Source organism: Micromonospora sp. LHW51205, from assembly GCF_003315815.1.
In the GTDB taxonomy this organism is placed as follows: domain Bacteria; phylum Actinomycetota; class Actinomycetes; order Mycobacteriales; family Micromonosporaceae; genus Micromonospora; species Micromonospora chalcea.
In genome coordinates this window covers 612,307-629,703 of the sequence record NZ_QMEZ01000004.1, presented here as the reverse complement: position 1 = coordinate 629,703, position 17,397 = coordinate 612,307, and the positions used below count along the sequence as shown (strand labels likewise).

The window sequence follows — 17,397 nt, the reverse complement described above, 5'->3', positions numbered from 1 at the left end:
TCAGCTCTCCGTGGTGGTGTCGACGGGACGGATCAGGAGGCTGCCGCTGGGGTGCACGGTCGCCGTGTGCCCAGGCAGCACGAGGGTGGTGGAGTCCATCTCGGTGACGATCGCCGGACCGGGCACGACGTTGCCCGCTCGCAGCAGGGCCCGGTCGTAGCCGCCGGCGTCGACCTCGGCGCCGTCGACCCAGATGCGGTGGCGGGCCCGCAACGCGGGGCTCGGGTCCGTGTCACCGCGCTCCAGCTCGGGCGCGGCGACCTGCGGCCGGGGGCCGTGCGCGGTGGCCCGGACGGTCACCAACTCGTGTTCGGCGTCGAGGACGAAGGAGAACAGGCGCTGGTGATCGGCGTCGAACGCCGACCGCAGGGCCGCGAGACCCCCGCCGGTCCCGTCGAACGCGTCCATGTCGACGGCCACCGGGATCTCGAAACCCTGTCCGTGGTAGCGGAGGTCCGCGGACCAGACAACCTTCTGGTCCTCCTCGGGGACGCCCTGCTCGCTGAGCGTCGCGCACGCCTTGCCGGCGAGTTCCGTGAGCACCGCCCGCAGGCTCTCGTCGGTGAGCTCGCTGAAGCGGCGCACCAGCGTCCGCACCGACTCGTCGCGCAGGTTGGTCGTCGCGTCGCCGTAGGCGCACAACACCCCGGGCGACGGAGGGATGATCACCGGCCAGGCCCCGGTCAGCTTGCCCAGGGCATTGGCGTGCAACGGACCGGCGCCACCGAAGGCCACCAGCGCGTAGTCGCGCGGGTCGAAGCCCTGCTGCACCGACACCAGCCGCAGCGCGCCGAACATGTTCTCGTTGACGATGTCGATGATGCCCGCGGCGGCAGCCTCCACCGACTCCAGCCCGGTGGCGTCGGCGATCGACTTCACCGCCGCCCGCGCCGCCGCCCGGTCCAGCCTGATCTCACCGCCGGCCAGGTCGGTGGGCAGATAGCCGAGCACCACGTTCGCGTCCGTCACCGTCGGCTGGTCACCGCCCGCCGCGTACGCCGCCGGCCCGGGTGCGGCGCCGGCCGACTGCGGCCCCACCCGCAGCGCCTGGGTCAGCGGCGGCACGTGGGCGATGGAACCGCCGCCGGCGCCCACCGTGCGTACGTCGACGGAGGTGGCGCGGACCTTCAGGTCCCCGACGGTGGTCTCCCGGCCCACCCGCGGCGACAGCCCCTGGACCAGGGCGACGTCGGTGGAGGTGCCACCCATGTCGAAGGTCAGGAAATCCGAGTAGCCCGCCTGCTCGGCCACCCAGGTCGCGCCGGTCACCCCGCCGGCAGGGCCCGACAGCAGCAGGTTCACCGGGTTGTCCGCGGCGACGGCCGCGGAGACCAGGCCACCGTCGCTGCGCAGGATGCACAGCCGGCCGTCCACCCCGGACTCGCGCAGCTGCGCCTCCAGGTTCGCCACGTAGCGCGCCACCTGCGGCTGCACGGCGGCGTTCGCGACCGTGGTTATGGTCCGCTCGTACTCGCGGAGCTCCGGCAGCACCGAGGACGACAACGACACCGGTACGCCCGGAAGCTCCTCGGCGGCCAGCTCGGCCACGCGGCGCTCGTGCTCCGGATTGGCGTAGGAGTTGATCAGGCTGACACTCAACGCCTCGATGTCCTGGGCGCGCAGCTTGCGCAGCTTCGCGCGGACGTCCGCCTCGTCGAGTGCGGTCACCACCCCGCCGTCGGCGCCGATCCGGCCGACGACCTCCACGGTGTCCTCCAGGGCGGCCAGCGGCTCCGGCTTCGGCCAGATGATCCAGCCCGCGAGGCCGCCCGGCACGAAGGACCGGGCGATCTGGAGTACCTGCCGGAAGCCGTCGGTGGTGACCAGCCCGACCCGGGCGCCCTTGCCCTCAAGGATCGCGTTCGTGGCGACCGTGGTGCCGTGGAACACCTCGGCGATCTCCGACATGGGCACACCGGCAGCGGCGCAGGCCCGCTCGATTCCCCGCAGCACCCCGATCGACTGGTCCTCTGGCGTGGAGGAGGTCTTGGCCCGGTAGGTGTCTCCCGTCGCTTCGTCGATCAGCAGAATGTCGGTGAACGTTCCCCCCACGTCCACGCCGAGCCGGTAGGTCATGGTTCCTCCTCAGATGACGCCCGCGGAACGCAGCGACGCCATCGCGTCGTCGTCGAGTCCCAGCAGGCCGCGGTAGATGTCTTCGTTGTGCTCGCCGAGCTCGGGGCCGACGTGCCGGACCCGGCCCGGGCTGTCGGAGAGCTTGGGTACGACGTTGTGCATGGCGAACTCGCCCAGGTCCGGATGGGTCAGCCGGACGATCGCCTCGCGCGACGCGAAGTGCGGGTCCGCGAGCATGTCCTTGGCCCGGAAGATGCGGCCCGCCGGAACGCCGTGCTTGTGCAGCCGCTCGAGCAGCTCGTCGGACGCGAAAGTGGAACTCCACTCGGCGATCAGGCCGTCCAGCCGCTCCATCCACCGCCCTCGGGCGCTGTGCGTGGCGTACTTCTCGTCGGTGGCCAACTCCGCTCGCCCCATCGCCTCGGCGAGCCGGCGGAACACCGTGTCCTGGTTCGCCGCGATCAGCACCATCTCGCCGTCAGCGGTCGGGTAGACGTTGCTCGGAGACACGTTCGGCAGGGTCGTCCCGGTCCGCTCCCGCTGGTAGCCGGCAATCTGGTACTCGGGGACGAGCGACTCCATCATCGCCAGCACGGCCTCGTAGATGGCCGAGTCCACCACCTGGCCCCGACCGGTGCGTCCGCGCTGGTGCAACGCCACCAGGGTGCCCAGGCAGGCGAACGTCGCCGCCAGCGAGTCGCCCAGTGAGACGCCGGCTCGGGCCGGGGGGCGATCAGGGTCGCCAGTTACGTACCGAATCCCGCCCATCGCCTCACCGATCGAGCCGTATCCGGCGCGGGAGGAGTAGGGGCCCGTCTGCCCGAAGCCGGTCACCCGGGTGACGACCAGGCCGGGGTTGATCTCCCACAGGCGCTCCGGGGCCAGGCCCCAGCGCTCCAGCGTGCCGGGCCGGAAGTTCTCGATCAACACATCCGCCCGCGCGACGAGCCGGCGTACGAGGTCCTGGCCCTCCCCGGTCCGCAGGTTCGCGGTCACAGACTTCTTGTTCCGCGCCACCACCGGCCACCAGAGCGACTTCCCGTACGGCTTCTCGCGTCCCCACTGCCGCATGGGGTCGCCCTGACCCGGGTCCTCGACTTTGATCACCTCGGCGCCGAAGTCACCCAGGAGCTGGCCGCAGAACGGCCCCGCCAGCAGCTGGCCGAGCTCGATCACCCGGACGTCGTCAAGCGGCAGTGCAGTGCTCATGTATCCCTCAATCAGCGTCTTTTGCATGCAATCAGCCGGGCCTGTGATCGTCGCCACATCAGGCTGTGCGGGAAAACTAGGCTCATGCTGCCGACGGTGTCAATGCCCGACGGGCGTATTGCATACAACTTTCTGCGTTGTTACCGTGCGGAGCATCATGAGTGACCGCACCCCGCTGCGGGAGGCCGACAACGGCCACGCCGCCGACCAGGCATACCGGCTGATCCGGGAACAGATCCTGGCCGGGCAGCGGGCGGCTGGCGAGTGGCTCCGTGAGGGGGAGCTAGCCGAGTCGATCGGCGTGAGCCGCACGCCGGTCCGGGAGGCGCTCCGGCGGCTCACCGCCGAGGGGCTGGTCCGTCACGAGCGCAACCGCGGCGTGCAGGTCCAGGCCTGGAGCATCCACGATCTCGACGAAATCTTCAGCCTGCGGTCGGTGCTCGAGCCCTGGGGCTGCCGACTCGCGGCCACCACGGGCGCCGTCGACCTGGACGCGCTCGACGCGCTGGCCCACCGGATGGACGAGCTCGCGCCGGGCGGACGACCGACCGACGTGGACGAGCTCACCGAGCTGAACAACCAGTTCCACCGGATGATCCTCAATGCGTCCGACAACAGCCGCCTGGCCGGCGTCGTCTCGTCGGTGATCCAGATGCCCCTCGTCTGGCGGACCTTCTCCCGCTACAGCCCCGAATCCCTGCGCCGTAGCCTGGCTCACCACCACGAAGTGGTGGCAGCCCTCACCGCGGCCGACCCGGACTGGGCGGAGTCGGTCATGCGCAGCCACATACGCGCGGCATGGCACTCGATCCGACCGGGTCACGACCTGTGACAAGCGAAGTGCGGCGCTAGGTCCGCCATGGCGGAGCGCCAGTACCCGTGGTCGAGTCCGCAGGCCGCAGATCGGCGGCGGCCCGGTCTCAAGAGGACGCGGGCCGAGGGCGTACGTGATGGCAAGGAATGGGGGCCAGGGGCAGCGGCGTGACGGCGTGGTCTGATACCCGCCAGACCGGTTGCCCGATCGGCGGTTTGCTTAAGGCCATGACCCACTCGCACCACGAACAAGCCCTGCACTTCCGCTCCCTGCACCGCCCCGGTCAACCGCTGGTGCTGCCCAACGCCTGGGACGCCGCGAGCGCGCGGCTGATCGAGGAGGCCGGAGCAGCCGCCATCGCAACTACCAGCGCCGGGGCGGCCTGGAGCATAGGCACGGGCGATGGCGAGGCGATGGGCCGTGACCGCGCACTCGACCTGATCGCCCGCGTAGCGTCCACGGTCAGCCTGCCGGTCAGCGCCGACATCGAAGGCGGGTACGCGGACGACCCCGACGGGATCGCCGAGACGATCCGTAGGGTGCTTCACGCCGGAGCGGTAGGTGTCAACCTGGAAGACGGTCCGCAACCGGCCGCCGAACATGTCGAACGGATCGCGGCTGCGCGGAAGGCCGCCGGTTCGGCGCTGTTCATCAACGCCCGGATCGACACCTACCTGATGTCCCTCGGAGATCCCGCCACCCGACTGCGGGACACGCTTGACCGGGCGGCGGCCTGCATCGCCGCCGGCGCGGACGGCATCTTCGTGCCCGGCGTGGCCGACGCCGAAACCATAGCGGCGCTCGCCGCCGAGCTCGCGGTGCCGTTGAACGTGATGGCCGGGCCGGGCTCACCCTCGATCAGTGAGCTTGCCGACCTGGGCGTCACGAGGGTCAGCCTCGGCCCGGCGATCGCCCTGGCCGCGTACGCGGCGGCGCGGCGCGCCGCCCGCGAGTTGCTGGCCGCTGGGACCTACCTGGCACTCGACGGCTCACTGGGCTTCGCCGAGACCGATGCGCTGATGGCTGCGCGGGCCTGATGGGTGTCGAACGGACGTCCGACGCCCGCGGCATGCCCACTGAACCCGCCCGAGGTGGGTCTCTCGCCTTGTCGGGCCCCCGCACTCCTGTTTCCGCGACTCGCGTATCCGGGCGCCGGTCAGGTGCCGACGCGGCGTGTCTCGTAGGCCCACATCACGATCTCGACGCGGTTGCGGGCGTTGAGCTTGCGCATCAGGGCGGCGATGTGGGTCTTGACGGTGCTGAGGCTGATGGACAGCTCATCGCCGATCTCGCTGTTGGTCCGCCCGCGAGCGGCAGCCAGCAGAACCTGTTCTTCGCGAGCGGTCAGCGGCTCGACAGGCTCAGGTGGCACCGAGCGCGGGCGGCTGTTCGCGAAGGAGGACAGGAGCCTCGCGGTGATGTTCGGTGCGATCAGGGCGTCGCCGCGGGCCGCGGCATGGACGGCCTGGGTGAGCATCTCGGCGCCGGCGTCCTTGAGGAGGAAGCCGCGGGCGCCTGCCTTGAGCGCGCCGTAGACGTACTCGTCGAGGTCGAAGGTGGTGATGACGACGACGGCCAGAGGATCGGCGACGTCGGCCCCGGCGAGCCGGCGGGTGGCTTCGATCCCGTCGACCTCGGGCATGCGGATGTCCAGCAGGCACACATCGGGACGCAGCGAACGGGCCATGGAGATCGCCCGGCGGCCGTCGGCGGCGTCGCCGACGACGGCGATGCCCGGTTGGGCGTTCAGGATCATGCAGAGCCCTGCCCTGACGATGTCCTGGTCGTCAGCGACCAGCACGCGGATGGTCATGACGTGCGCGCTGTCCGAGGCAGCGAGGCGTCGACGCTCCAGCCGCCGTCCGCGGCAGGTCCCGCCCGGAGGGTGCCGCCGAGCAGGCTCGCCCGCTCGGCCATGCCGCGCAGCCCGTAGCCGGCGTGCGAAGAGCTGGTCGTGGTCGCCTCGCCGTCATCGCGTACCCGCAGGTGCACCTGGTCGCGGGATGCGGTGACGTCGACGGTGACTCCGGTGGCGCCGCGGGCGTGGCGGGTCGCGTTGGTGACCGCCTCGGCGGCGATCAGGTAGAGGGCGGTGCCGACCGCCGGCTCAACGGCGTCGGCGTCACCGGAGACCTGCACGCGGACGCCCAGCACCTCGCCGCCGGGACGAGCGAGTCGCTCGATGTCCGCCACTCCTCGCCGAGGGGTGAGATCGGCGTCCGTACCGTCGCGCAGCACGCCCATGAGGGCTCGCATCTCCCTGAGCGTCCGGGACGCCTCTTCCTCGATGGTGACCAGGGTGGCCAGCGCGCGCTCCGGATCTGCGGCGGCCAGCGCGCGACCTGCCTGTGCCTGGACGGCGATGGCCGAGACGTGATGGCCGACCGTGTCGTGCAGCTCGCGGGCGAGTTCGTTGCGCTGGTGGAGCCGGACCTGCTCGACGTCGCGCTCGTGGCTTCTGGTGCGGTAGCGCACTGCCGCTCCGAGCGCGGCAGAGCACAGGAAGAAGCCGTAACCGGCGACCTTCTCCGCGGGTGAGGTCGACTCCGCGACGAGGGTGACGGGTAGCCAGATGAGGATGATGCCGAGTCCGAGGGCAGCCTCACGACCTGCTCCCCAGCGCAGCAGGGCGTAGGGCAACACGAGCAGCCCTGCGATGCCCAGCAGACCGGTGGCGTCGATGACCGCGATCCTCGCGATGTCGAAGAGGAGAACGGCTCCGAAGGCAACGCTTACCGCGGCCAGCGGTCGCGTGCGTCGATACAGCAGGCACGCTGCGACCACGACGCTGACACCGACCAGCAGCGGCGCCCATGCCCTGTCGTCGCGCAGCAGCATCTCGACGACCGAGATCACGACAAGAGCCGAGGACAGCGCCCAGTCCCGCCACAGACGCACCGGCGCACCTGTGGGGCGAGGCTCAGCCCAGATCCCAGCAAGCATGCTTCCCCCTTTTCCGAGAACGTAAGGGGGCCGCCCCTCGGGCGGATCAGCCGAAAGTACGGCGAGTTTCCCGCGCCCGGGGCCAGGACAGCCCGAGCCCGCAAGCGGATGTGACGCCCGCCGACGCTGGTCAGTGTGGAGACATCGAGTGAGCCGACCCGGCTGACGCCAGCAGACAGGAGACGTGATGACCAGAACCGACAGACGGGCCGGTGCGCTCCAGGAAGCGCACCTCCCGGTCCAGGCGAAGCTCGCCGCGGCCTGGGCCAGCTTCATGTTCCTCTACATTTACGTCGACTACCTCGCCCTGTACAAGCCCGGCTTCATCGACGACATCCTGGCCGGCGCCGTGCACGGGTTCGACACGGGCCCGACCTTCGTCGCCCTCGCGCTCACACTCATGGCCGTCCCGATCCTCATGATCCTGCTCTCCACGACGCTCCCCGCCCGTGTCAACCGCGCCACCAACCTCGTCGTGGCAACGCTCTACATCCCCGTCACGGTGTACAACGCGGACGGCGAATCCTGGACCTACCTCTACTTCTACGGCTTCTCCATCGGGCTCGAACTGCTGCTCCTGGCCTTCATCCTGCGCACCGCATGGACCTGGCCCCGGGCCGTTCGAGCCACCGCCGGCCGCGACCTCGCCCAGGCCCCGGCGTGACGCTCGAGGCAGGCCCCGTCGGCGGGGTCGGTTGCAGCTGCTCCGGCAGCAGCGACCGCGAGCAGCCGATTGCGTCGAATGTCGTTATATCTGCGTCTTCGCAGAACTTCATGGCATCCGCGAGACCGTATCGATCTTCTTCTTCTTTCCTCTGGCTCCTGGTAGAAGTGCGACATGCCCTCACGGCGTGTCACGTCACTGGCGGATGAGAGCGGATCGCGACGTGCTGGCTCGCCGCCGATGCACGGGTGTACCTCGCCGGGGCGGGCGGTGCCTCGGGTTTCATGATCGGTCGACTGCTGCTCGCGGTGCTCAGTGCGGGCACAACAGCTGGTCACGGCAACTCGTCGTCCAGCACTGGAGGTGTGATGAGCGAACCTGCCGAGGTCGATCGCCTGCTCAGCGCCGCCGACGAGATCACCGCGCGGGCCGGTCTCGGCCCGGACACCCGGGCGGCCGTTGAGCGGGCGGTTGCCGCTGCCCGTGGTCTGGGCGATCCCGGGCGTCTGCTGCATGCTCTCGGCCGCGCCACTCTGAACCTCTCTCAGGAACGGCTCGCCGATGGCGGTGACGTCACTGATCTGCGGGAACAGGCCGAGGAGGTCATCGCGCTCGCCGGCGATCTGCTCTCCGATCCGGACTGGCATGCCGACGCCGTGGTCCGCACCGTGCAGGCGGGCCAGATCCTGGCCGGCATCGGGCTCGTCGATCGCGGGCGCGATGTCGTCGAACGGGTGTGGCGGTTGGTCGCGCCCCGGCCCGCCGACGGCCTCGACGCCCGCCGCGCTCGGACCGCGGCACTGACTGGGCTGGTCACCCTGAGACTCGAGACGGACCCATCCGTCCTGGGACCGTTGGCCGCCGAGATGGTCGACCTGCAGCGTGGGCTCGCCCGCGACACCGGCGAAGCGGCCGCCGTGATCGACCTGGCGGACGCCCTTGGAATCTTCGCGCGGGTCGCCAGCAGTCTGGGGCGGCCGGACCTGATGCGGGTGGCGCTGACTGAACAGTACTCACTGGAACAGATGTTCCAGGGTTCCGGAGCGCAGAAGCGACTAGAACGGACCGAGGCGTCGCTGGCGCAGCTGCAACAAGCCGCGCCGGAAAACCTGGTGGTGCCCGACTCGGGCGCATGGCGGGTCCGCCGCTCCTACCTGGATCTGCTGGCCCAGCCCGCACCATCCGGCGTTACCGCCGGCGGGTTCGCGGCTCGGCTGGCGGCGGAGTCGCGGGTGACCGGCCGTGCACCCGGCAACCGCCCGCCCGCTGACCCGTCGGTGATCGCCGATTGTGCCGCCCGGCTCGATCAAGGTATCTCTCTGGCCGACGCGGATCAGATCATCGAGGCCGACCGCGTCCTCGCCGAGCTCGCCGACGAGTTGAGCCTGTACGACGGGGCGACGTCGGAGCCGGCCCGGCGGGACGTCCGGCGCCTCTGGTCCGCGGCCCTCTACCAGCGGGCGATGCTCCGGCACCGGATCGGCCACTGCGACGACGCCTGGGACCTTGCCTGGCTGTCCGTGGTCGTTGCCGTCCGGCGGCACGAGGGCCTGCTACGCGGGACCACCACCGAGCGGGAGGCGTTGGCCGACGCGGTCACCCACATGGTCGACGCCGCCGTCGTCGCGGAAGCCACCGGACGTCACGAAGACCAGATCATGCTGCTGTCGGAGGTCATCGACCGCTGCGCGGACGCGGAGGCGGCCTATCCACGGCTGCGCCGGATCCTCGGCACGGCCCTGCACAATCTCGCCTCCGCGCTGCTCGAACGCCGGCAGACAGCGACGGCGGCGCCCCTGGCCGAACATGCCTACGCGATCCGTCATGAGCTGGCCGTGCTGGACCAGCGCGCAGCCTGGGAGTACGCGAACACACTGCTGCTCACCGCCGCGCTCGCCGTCGACCGTCAGGACTGGCGAATCGCCGTCGAACGTCTCAGCGCAGCTGGGCGGCTGCTGGTTGCCTTACGGACGTACCCGGGAGCGATGGCCGGATACGCAGGACAGCTCGCCATCGAGGTCACCACCCGGGCGCCCGAGCTGGTGGATCGGGCCCGTGCCGCCGGCACCTGGCCGTATCAGACTTGGACCCCTCAGGCGTAGCGCCGCCCGTTCGGCGTGAGACCTCGCCCACGCGTGGGACGCCAAGCTCCGTCCCAGTTTGGCGCGAGCCTCGGTAGGGAAGTTTCGCGGACACCTCGATGAAGGAGGGGGTATGGAGACGTCCGCTAGCGTCGGGCGCAGTTATCGACAGCCGACAAGGCCATGCGTGGCGGCACCTGCTGCAGCGCCACCGCCGAGGGGGCGAGCCTAATGGCTCGCGTCGGTCGCTACGGGATCCCGAGGTTCGTGTGGTCCCTGATCTGGCTCGTCGTCTGCATCTTGATCGTCATCCTGTTGGCCCTGGTCATTCACCACTTCGGAGGCGCCTCTCTGTCGCTCAAGCTCGGCCACTTCTACCTGAACGTCGGCGTCACCTGACTTGCCACCTCGTCGACACTCCGGCGGCGGTCCGCTGCAGTACTGGCCCGGACCGCTCGGAGGGTGCCCGCGCGACGCGGGCACCCTCCGGGGCCGGCGGTGCCGGATTCCCGGCTCGCCCTCAGCTCGTGGGGCCGGACGCCGCCCCGCCGAGGGTCACCTTGAGGATCTTCTCGTTGCTGTTGTTCGGGGTGCTGTCCTTGTCCCCGCCGGTGCTCGTGGTCAGCCACAGGTTGCCGTCGAGGGTCGGTTCGACGGTGCGCAGCCGGAAGTACGTCCCGACGAAGTACTGCTGGACGTTGGTGAGCGTGTCGCCGCTGATCTCCGCACGGTACATCCGGTTGCCACGCAGGCAGGCGATGTAGAGCACGTCCCGGACGATCGCGATGCCGCTGCACGAGGCCTCGGCCACCGGGTACGTCCGGATCGGGGCCCTGAAGCTCGGGTTGGCGCAGTCGCCGGAGGTGCCTTCGCAGGCGGGCCAGCCGTAGTTGCCGCCCTTGACGATGATGTTGGTCTCGTCCATGACGTTGTTGCCGAACTCCTGCTCGAAGAGCCGGCCCTGGGAGTCGAAGGCAAGGCCCTGCGGGTTGCGGTGGCCGTAGCTCCACACGTGGTTGCCGAAGGGGTTGTCCGCCGGCACCGTGCCGTCGGGGTTGAGCCGCAGCACCTTGCCGCCGAGATTGTTGGTGTCCTGGGCCACGTCGGGGTTCTGTCCGTCGCCGGTGGCGGCGTAGAGCTTGCCGTCTGGGCCGAAGCGCAGCCGGCCGCCGTTGTGGTACTTGTTGCGCGGGATCCCGGTGACGAGCACCTGCCTGGTGCCGGTCTGCAGCGTGTCGTCGTAGCGGATGCGCACGATCCGGTTGTCGGTCGTGGTGGTGTGGTAGATGTACAGCCAGCGGTCGGTGGTGAAGGTGGCCGAGACGGCCAGCCCGAGCACGCCGCCCTCGCCGCTGGTGCCGGCCACGTTCGGCACGGTGCCGATGCTGCGCTTGTCGGTGCCGTCCGGGTTCATGGCGACGATGTCGAACAGGTCGCGCCGGCCGTAGAGGACCGTGCCGTCGGGCAGTTGCACAAGGCCCCAGGGCAGGTCCTTCTCGGTGGTGACCACCGTGGCGCCGCACACCGGGTTCGTGCAGCCCGAGCCGGTGTGCGCGGTGACCGCGGCGCTCGTCCCCGAGACATTGCCCTGGGCGTCGCGGGCGGTCACCGTGTACCGGTAGTCGGTGTCGGGCGTCAGCCCGGTGTCGGTGAACGTGGTCGCCGGTGGGTTGCCGCCGGTGCCGGTGGTGGAGCCGACGGCCGTACCGTTGCGCAGGATCGTGTAGCCGGTGACCGCGACGTTGTCGGTGGAGGCCGACCAGGTGAGGGTCACGGCTGTGCCGTTCACCGTCGCGGCCAGGTTGGTCGGCGTGCTGGGCGGAGTCGTGTCCTGCTGGCAGAACGGCGGGGTGACCGAGAGCGTGGAGCTGGCCTGCGAGACGTTGCCGGCGGCGTCGCGGGCGTTGACGTACCAGCCCCAGGTGACACCCTGCACGACGCTGAGCGTGGCGGTCAGCGTCCGTCCCGAGACCGAGGTGACGAGCTGGCCGTCGTGGTAGATGTCGTAGAAGGCGACGCCGACGTTGTCCCGGGACGCGTACCAGGAAAGCGTGACGGACTGACAGGTCAGCCGGCTGCTGCGCAGGCCGGTCGGCCGGGTGGGCGGGCTGGTGTCGGCGGCGAGCCGGGCCGCCGGCCGGCTGCCGGCCGCCGGCGCGGCCGCCGCGGCGTTTGCGGGTACGCCGGTCAGGACGGTGCCGGCGCAGATCAGCAGGGCGAGCGGTACGCGGTGTCGGAGCTGGTGAGGATTGGTCCGCACGGGTGCTTTCCTTCCCGGGGTTCTTGGTCAGTACGGGTAGCCGGGGACGTTGAGCCGAATGCTGTACAGGCCGGAGTCGTTCGTCCGGCCGGAGGTGATGTAGAGGGTCTGCCGGTCGGGTCCGCCGAACGCCACGTTCGTGGTGCCGGCGCCGCCGGAGCGGATCGTGCCGAGCTGCGCGCCTGAGGGCGAGTAGACGTGGATCAGCCCGTCCGAGCCGGAGGCCCAGTACACGTTGCCGGCGCAGTCGACGGTGACGCCGTCGGGACCGCCGAGGTAGTTGACGAAGACGCTGCGGGCGCCGGTGCTGCCGTCGGGCTGGACGACGTACTTGTAGATCTTGTCCTCGGAGTAGGCACCCACGTAGAGGGTGCCGCCGTCCGGGGAGAGCGCGATGCCGTTGGGTTGCCGCAGCCGGTCGTCCACCAGCGAGACCTGGCCGCCGGAGACGCGGAAGACACTGGTACGTCCGCTCATCTGGTCGGGTCGGTTGCCGCGCTGGAAGTTGGGGTCGGTGAAGTAGACGACGCCGTCGGAGCGGACCGTGACGTCGTTCGGTGAGTTGAACGCCCGGCCCTGGTAGTCGGCGGCGACGGTGCTGCGGGTCCGGTCGCTCAGCCGGTACGCGGAGACGTTCCGCTGGTCGTGGGTGGCGGCGATGATCTGCTGGGCGTCGGGGCTGAGTGCCAGGCCGTTGCTGCCGGAGTCGGCGATGAAGGTGTCGAAGGTCGAAGGCGGGGTGAATCGGCGGATCGTGGAGGGCTGCACGTTGTACGGCCCGGTGCCCGCGGCCATGTCGGACATCAGCAGGTAGCCGCCGTCGGCGATCCAGACCGGTCCTTCGAGGAACGAGAACCCGCCCTGGATCTTCGTCGCGGACACGGAGCCGGCCGGCAGCGGCGGGCCGTACCCGGTGCCGCCCGGGCAGACCCCGGGGGGCGCGCCGGGCGGCCCGGCGAGCGGGTAGGTGTGAACGTTCACATGAGCGGCGCGCCGAGGTGCCGGGGGCGCGGCGCCGGCGGGGCCTGGTGCGGTGGTGAGCGCGAGGCACAGGCCGGTGAGTGCGGCGATGGTTGGACGCCAGGTCATCGGGTACTCCAATCGGGGTCGGTGAATGCGAGGCCCGTGGCTGCCTGGACCGGCCCCGGCCGCCGACACCTGCTATCGATTAGTATCGATGTATTGGATGCAGCTTAGGCGAGGAAGCGGCGCCCCGCATCAGTTCCCCACGATCGCCTTCGGCGCATGCCCCGAAAGGCGGCCGATGACGTGACCGGGTTGAGCGCGGACACCCCGTACACCTTCTGCCGATGTTCGACATGACCCGCGCGTCTACTCACGATTCCGTCCCGGTGTCGTACTGCTCCCGCCGCCGGGCTCCTACCCGAGCTTGCTGCCCGCGCGGGCGGCGGCGAGAGCGGCTGCCATCCGGGTCAGGCGTGCGCCCTGGAAGCAGGCCGTCTCGAGGACAGCTCTGGCGTACTCGGGATCCCGGCTGGCGCGGCTCTCCACCTGGCTGACGCCGTACGGGTTTCCGCCGGCGACGTGAGCGGTGTCGTAGTTCAGGTAGCCCGTAGGCAGGATGATCGACCCCCAGTGGTGGAAGGTCTGGTAGAGGCTGAGCAGAGTCGCCTCCTGGCCGCCGTGTTCCTCGTAGCTGGCGGTGAAACCGGTCGCCGGCTTGTCGGCCAGTTCCTCCGCCTGCCATGGGCCGGTCGTGGTGTCGAGAAACTGGCGCAGCTGAGAGCAGATGTTCCCGAAACGGGTCGGCGTGCCGAAGGCGTACCCGTTGGCCCACCGGAGGTCGTCCAGGGTGGCGACCGGAATGTCGCCAGTGGCGTCGAGGTGGGCTCGCCACTGCGGCTTGGCATCAATGACGTGCTCCGGCGCCAACTCTGCCACCCGGCGCAGGCGGACCTCCGCGCCGGCGTCCGCGGCTCCGTCGACAAATGCCTGCGCGAGCCGGTGCACGGTGCCGGTGGCGGAGTAGTAGATGACGGCGATCCTGGCATCGGTATGCATGCTGCCTCCTGGGTCGGCTCGGTACTCGGTCAATCGTGCCGAGCAGGCTTACCGTTCGCTGACCACCCCCTTACCGACGCCGCTGAACGGCTGTTCGTCGAGGTCGAGCTGTGCGCCGCGGCTCATCTCGGCAGCGAGTTCGTCGCTGCCGAGCGCCTCCCGGAGGCGGGCGGTGATGCGCTGGACGTCGTGTTGCTCGCTGGGAGGCTGCGGCGCGCCGGCGGCCTCGCGCAGCGTCCGTGCCGCGGCGAGCAGCCGCGCGGCGGGCCGACTGTCACCGCCGAGGCTGATGGCCCCGGCGAGGCCCTCGAGAGCCAGGGCGACCGCCCGTTGATCACCGGTGGCGCGCGCCGCGTCGAGCGACTCACGGTGGTGGCGCTCGGCGAGGACAGCATCACCGCGGTGCTCGGCGATGAACCCCAACTCGGCCAGCGCGAGCGCGCAGCCCGGCAGGAAGCCGGCACGGCGGTTCCAGTCGAGCAGGTCCCGCTGCCGGGTCTCGGCGGCGTCGAGGTCGCCCCGCCGTCGCGCGATCATTGCCAGGCCCGTGCCGGCGAAGGCGACGGCGGAGGAGCTCGACTGTTCCTGGGCCACCTGTAGCGCGCGGTCGTGACTGACGACGGCCTCGTCGAGGTCGCCTCTCAGAATGGCGAGCCGGCCGATGCATGCCAGCTGCCGGGACACCGACGTCCACAGCCGCAGGTGTTCGGCGATGCGCAACGCCTCCCGGTAGCGCGTGGCGGCGCGATCGTAGTCGCCGTGGATCTCGGCCAGGGTTCCCAACAGGCTCGTCGGATGTACTTGGCCCCAGCGGTCGCCCAGTTGCTCGAACAGCGCCCGGCTGGTCTCGCAGTCACGCTGCGCCGCGGGCAGGTCGCTGCGGAGTACGAGCGCGAGGTCCGCTCGGATGGCGCAGGCGGCAGCGATGCCCCACCGGTCCCCGCCGGCGCGGAACGCCGCCAGCGCCGCGTCGACCAGGACGGCCGCCGCGCCCGGATCTCCGGAGCCGAGCATCATGGAAGCGAACAACCACTGCGCGAACGCCTTCTCCGGCCCCTCGTGGTCCTGGTAGCTCTCCAGGATCCGCTGCCGGGGAGCGGTCGGATCGCCGTCCCGGGTGGCGAGAGCGGTCAGCCACATCTCCGCATGCCGCCGCAGGCCGTCCGGTGCGACGTCGACCTCGCTCCTCGGGACGATGTCCAGCGCCGTTCGCAGTGACCGGCTCACCTCTCCGAACCGACCCCGGAGCAGCCGGTACCAGGACAACGAGGTGGCGAGCGCCAGGCCCACGCGGGCCTGACCGTCAGTGGCGGCGACGTCGAGCGCCGCCCGGAAGTTCGCGTTCTCGGCGTCCAGCTCGCGTAGCGCGCGGCTCTGATCGTGACCACGTAGCCGCCCGGCGGCCTGCTCGGCGAGACGGGCGAAACACGTGACGTAACGGCGACGAGTTGCGGGCAGCTCGGCGGCGCTGTCGAGCTGTTCCAGACCGTAGGCAGCCACCGTCTCCGGCAGCCGAAAGCGTCGCGGACTCTCACCGTGCCGCACCATGACCAGCGACCGGTCGATCAGGCGTGCCAGCACATCGAGGACCTCGTCCGCTGCCACCTGGCCGCCAGCGCACACCTGCTCGGCGGCGGCCAGGGTGGCGCCGTCGGCGAAGACCGCGAGCCGGCGCAGCACCGCGCGTTCGGGAGGCGCCAGCAACTCCCAACTCCAGTCGATCACGGCGCGAAGTCCCTGCTGACGCGGGGGCGCGGTGCGCCGGCCGGATGACAGCAGCCGGAAGCGATCGTCGAGCCGTGCCGCCAGCTCGTCCGGATCGAGAACGGCCAGACGGGACGCGGCCAGTTCCAGCGCCAGCGGTACGCCGTCGAGACGCCGGCAGATGACGGCGACCGCGTCCGTGTCCCGCTGATCGACGGTGAACCCCGGCTCGGTGGCGCGGGCGCGGGCTACGAAGAGCCGAACCGCCGGAGCCTCGGCGATCTGCCGCGCGCCGGCTCCGGGCTCCGGCAGGGCCAGCGGCGGCACCGGAATGACGACTTCGCCGGGGATCCCGAGCGGTTCGCGGCTCGTCGCCAGGATGCGCAGGTCGGCCGCGGCGCCGAGAAGTTTCTCGGTCAGTTGAGCGACTGACGCCACCACGTGTTCGCAGTTGTCGAGCAGCAACAGCATCCGCCGACCTCGCAGCGCGGCGACCAGCCGGTCCATCGGCTCGCGGGGTGGTCGATCACCGGGCAGGCCGGGCGGACTGTCGTCTCGGATCTCGAGCGTCGCCGCCACCATGTCGACAATCTCGGTGCAGGTCGCGTGGTCGCCGCTGTACGGCCGGCCGGCCAGCTCGACGAGCCACACTCCAGCGGGGAACGTGTCACCCAGCACCCGAGCGGCCTCGATCGCCAACCTGCTCTTTCCCACCCCACCCAGACCGGTCAGGGTCACCAGCCGCTCGTTCGTCAGCCGCTCCCGTACCGCCTCGACAGCCGCGTCGCGCCCGATCAGTCCGCCGTACGGACCCGGCGACAGAGGCGCCGGCAGGTTGGTTCGGGCCGGAGCCGACGCCGGTGCCGGCGGCTGGAGGGCGGGATCCTGGCGCAGGATCGCCGCGTGCAGCTCGACCAACTCTCTGCCGGGATCGACACCGAGTTCGTCGCGCGCCTGCCGACGGAACTGCTCGTAGGCGAACAGCGCCTCATGCTGCCGTCCCGAGCCGTACAGGGCGCGCAGGTGCGCGGCCCGTAGTCGCTCACGCCACGGGTGGCCTGCGACCAGGTCGGTCAGTTCCCCGGCGAGCAGGTGGTGCTGGCCAAGATCGAGCCGGGCCTCGGCCAGTTCCTCCAGCGCGGTCAGGCGCTGGTCGTTGAGCCGATCGACCGCCTGGCGGACGAATCGCTCGTCACTGAAGTCGGCGTACGGGGAACCGCGCCACAGCGACAGAGCGTCGGTCAGCGTCGCCGCCCGCACAGCGGGCTCCCGCTGCGCGCCCGAACGTAGCAACAGAGCGGCGAAGCGACCGGCGTCGACCGATTCCGACGACGTCCGCAGCCGGTAGCCGGCCTCACCGGACTCGACCAGCGCACGGCCACCCGCCTCGCCCGCCTCCAGGGCACGCCGCAACTGCGACACCTTGGTCTGGAGCGCCCCGAGCGCGTTGCCCGGCGCCTCGTCACCCCAGAGATCCTCGATCAGCCGGTCGGCGGTCACCGGGCGCCCCTCGTGAACCAGCAGGTCAGCCAGCAGACCACGCACTTTGAGGCCGGGCACGGCGACAGGTGTGCCGTCCGACGTCCACACCGCAACGTCGCCCAGCACTCCGAACCTCATCGCT

The 17,397-nt window shown here is 70.7% G+C and carries 13 protein-coding genes; 5 read left to right on the top strand and 8 right to left on the bottom strand.

Going from position 1 to position 17,397, the window contains the following annotated elements:
• Together DQE82_RS18840 and DQE82_RS18835 are read right to left on the bottom strand one after the other, a co-directional pair.
• Nucleotides 1–2,076 (bottom strand): hydantoinase/oxoprolinase family protein, encoded by a 2,076-nt coding sequence (locus DQE82_RS18840; protein WP_113973349.1) that lies wholly within the window; start codon nucleotides 2,074–2,076, stop codon nucleotides 1–3.
• Nucleotides 2,077–2,085: 9 nt separating this feature from the next.
• Complete coding sequence (locus DQE82_RS18835) at nucleotides 2,086–3,285, bottom strand: CaiB/BaiF CoA-transferase family protein (RefSeq protein ID WP_113973348.1); 1,200 nt, start codon at nucleotides 3,283–3,285, stop codon at nucleotides 2,086–2,088.
• Between the two features lie 157 nt (nucleotides 3,286–3,442).
• Here DQE82_RS18835 and DQE82_RS18830 point away from each other — a divergent pair, with 157 nt between their 5' ends.
• Both DQE82_RS18830 and DQE82_RS18825 read left to right on the top strand, forming a co-directional pair.
• Nucleotides 3,443–4,117: a GntR family transcriptional regulator gene (locus DQE82_RS18830; protein WP_113973347.1), complete on the top strand. Its 675-nt coding sequence runs from the start codon at nucleotides 3,443–3,445 to the stop codon at nucleotides 4,115–4,117.
• A 209-nt stretch (nucleotides 4,118–4,326) separates the two neighbouring features.
• Nucleotides 4,327–5,136 carry an isocitrate lyase/phosphoenolpyruvate mutase family protein gene (locus tag DQE82_RS18825; RefSeq protein ID WP_233514715.1) on the top strand — a complete coding sequence of 270 codons (810 nt, stop codon included), beginning with the start codon at nucleotides 4,327–4,329 and terminating at the stop codon, nucleotides 5,134–5,136.
• Between the two features lie 119 nt (nucleotides 5,137–5,255).
• Here DQE82_RS18825 and DQE82_RS18820 read toward each other — a convergent pair whose 3' ends face one another.
• A complete protein-coding gene (locus DQE82_RS18820; RefSeq protein WP_043325390.1) occupies nucleotides 5,256–5,912 on the bottom strand; it encodes a response regulator transcription factor in 657 nt (218 codons plus the stop codon).
• Nucleotides 5,909–6,955, bottom strand: a complete 1,047-nt coding sequence (locus DQE82_RS18815; protein ID WP_233514714.1) for a sensor histidine kinase — start codon at nucleotides 6,953–6,955, stop codon at nucleotides 5,909–5,911. The genes DQE82_RS18820 and DQE82_RS18815 overlap by 4 nt, the downstream gene beginning before the upstream one ends.
• Before the next feature lie 274 nt (nucleotides 6,956–7,229).
• Here DQE82_RS18815 and DQE82_RS18810 point away from each other — a divergent pair, with 274 nt between their 5' ends.
• From DQE82_RS18810 to DQE82_RS18800, 3 genes are all read left to right on the top strand, one after another.
• Nucleotides 7,230–7,706, top strand: coding sequence for a DUF6326 family protein (locus tag DQE82_RS18810; RefSeq protein ID WP_113973345.1), 477 nt, complete (start codon nucleotides 7,230–7,232; stop codon nucleotides 7,704–7,706).
• 368 nt (nucleotides 7,707–8,074) lie between these two features.
• Nucleotides 8,075–9,808 (top strand): hypothetical protein, encoded by a 1,734-nt coding sequence (locus tag DQE82_RS18805; RefSeq protein WP_113973344.1) that lies wholly within the window; start codon nucleotides 8,075–8,077, stop codon nucleotides 9,806–9,808.
• Nucleotides 9,809–9,970: 162 nt separating this feature from the next.
• The gene (locus DQE82_RS18800; RefSeq protein WP_064447312.1) at nucleotides 9,971–10,186 is read left to right on the top strand and encodes a hypothetical protein; all 216 of its coding nucleotides are present in this window, start codon (nucleotides 9,971–9,973) and stop codon (nucleotides 10,184–10,186) included.
• A gap of 121 nt (nucleotides 10,187–10,307) precedes the next feature.
• Here the strand turns inward: DQE82_RS18800 and DQE82_RS18795 are convergent, their stop codons facing one another.
• The 4 genes from DQE82_RS18795 to DQE82_RS18780 all read right to left on the bottom strand — a co-directional run bounded on the left by DQE82_RS18795 (nucleotide 10,308) and on the right by DQE82_RS18780 (nucleotide 17,393).
• The gene (locus DQE82_RS18795; protein WP_113973343.1) at nucleotides 10,308–12,047 is read right to left on the bottom strand and encodes a PQQ-dependent sugar dehydrogenase; all 1,740 of its coding nucleotides are present in this window, start codon (nucleotides 12,045–12,047) and stop codon (nucleotides 10,308–10,310) included.
• 27 nt (nucleotides 12,048–12,074) lie between these two features.
• Entirely contained in the window at nucleotides 12,075–13,136 is a 1,062-nt protein-coding gene (locus tag DQE82_RS18790; RefSeq protein WP_113973431.1) for an SMP-30/gluconolactonase/LRE family protein, read from the bottom strand.
• Between the two features lie 291 nt (nucleotides 13,137–13,427).
• Nucleotides 13,428–14,069 (bottom strand): NAD(P)H:quinone oxidoreductase, encoded by a 642-nt coding sequence (gene wrbA, locus DQE82_RS18785; protein WP_104114746.1) that lies wholly within the window; start codon nucleotides 14,067–14,069, stop codon nucleotides 13,428–13,430.
• A gap of 48 nt (nucleotides 14,070–14,117) precedes the next feature.
• Nucleotides 14,118–17,393, bottom strand: coding sequence for a BTAD domain-containing putative transcriptional regulator (locus DQE82_RS18780; protein WP_233514713.1), 3,276 nt, complete (start codon nucleotides 17,391–17,393; stop codon nucleotides 14,118–14,120).
• Nucleotides 17,394–17,397: the final 4 nt, after the last annotated feature.

Excerpts from the sequence above, each read along its gene's own strand:
- DQE82_RS18840 (WP_113973349.1), bottom strand. The coding sequence starts at position 2,076 with ATGACCTACCGGCTCGGCGTGGACGTGGGGGGAACGTTCACCGACATT.
- DQE82_RS18835 (WP_113973348.1), bottom strand. The coding sequence starts at position 3,285 with ATGAGCACTGCACTGCCGCTTGACGACGTCCGGGTGATCGAGCTCGGC.
- DQE82_RS18830 (WP_113973347.1), top strand. The coding sequence starts at position 3,443 with ATGAGTGACCGCACCCCGCTGCGGGAGGCCGACAACGGCCACGCCGCC.
- DQE82_RS18825 (WP_233514715.1), top strand. The coding sequence starts at position 4,327 with ATGACCCACTCGCACCACGAACAAGCCCTGCACTTCCGCTCCCTGCAC.
- DQE82_RS18820 (WP_043325390.1), bottom strand. The coding sequence starts at position 5,912 with ATGACCATCCGCGTGCTGGTCGCTGACGACCAGGACATCGTCAGGGCA.
- DQE82_RS18810 (WP_113973345.1), top strand. The coding sequence starts at position 7,230 with ATGACCAGAACCGACAGACGGGCCGGTGCGCTCCAGGAAGCGCACCTC.
- DQE82_RS18805 (WP_113973344.1), top strand. The coding sequence starts at position 8,075 with ATGAGCGAACCTGCCGAGGTCGATCGCCTGCTCAGCGCCGCCGACGAG.
- DQE82_RS18800 (WP_064447312.1), top strand. The coding sequence starts at position 9,971 with ATGCGTGGCGGCACCTGCTGCAGCGCCACCGCCGAGGGGGCGAGCCTA.
- DQE82_RS18790 (WP_113973431.1), bottom strand. The coding sequence starts at position 13,136 with ATGACCTGGCGTCCAACCATCGCCGCACTCACCGGCCTGTGCCTCGCG.
- wrbA (WP_104114746.1), bottom strand. The coding sequence starts at position 14,069 with ATGCATACCGATGCCAGGATCGCCGTCATCTACTACTCCGCCACCGGC.
- DQE82_RS18780 (WP_233514713.1), bottom strand. The coding sequence starts at position 17,393 with ATGAGGTTCGGAGTGCTGGGCGACGTTGCGGTGTGGACGTCGGACGGC.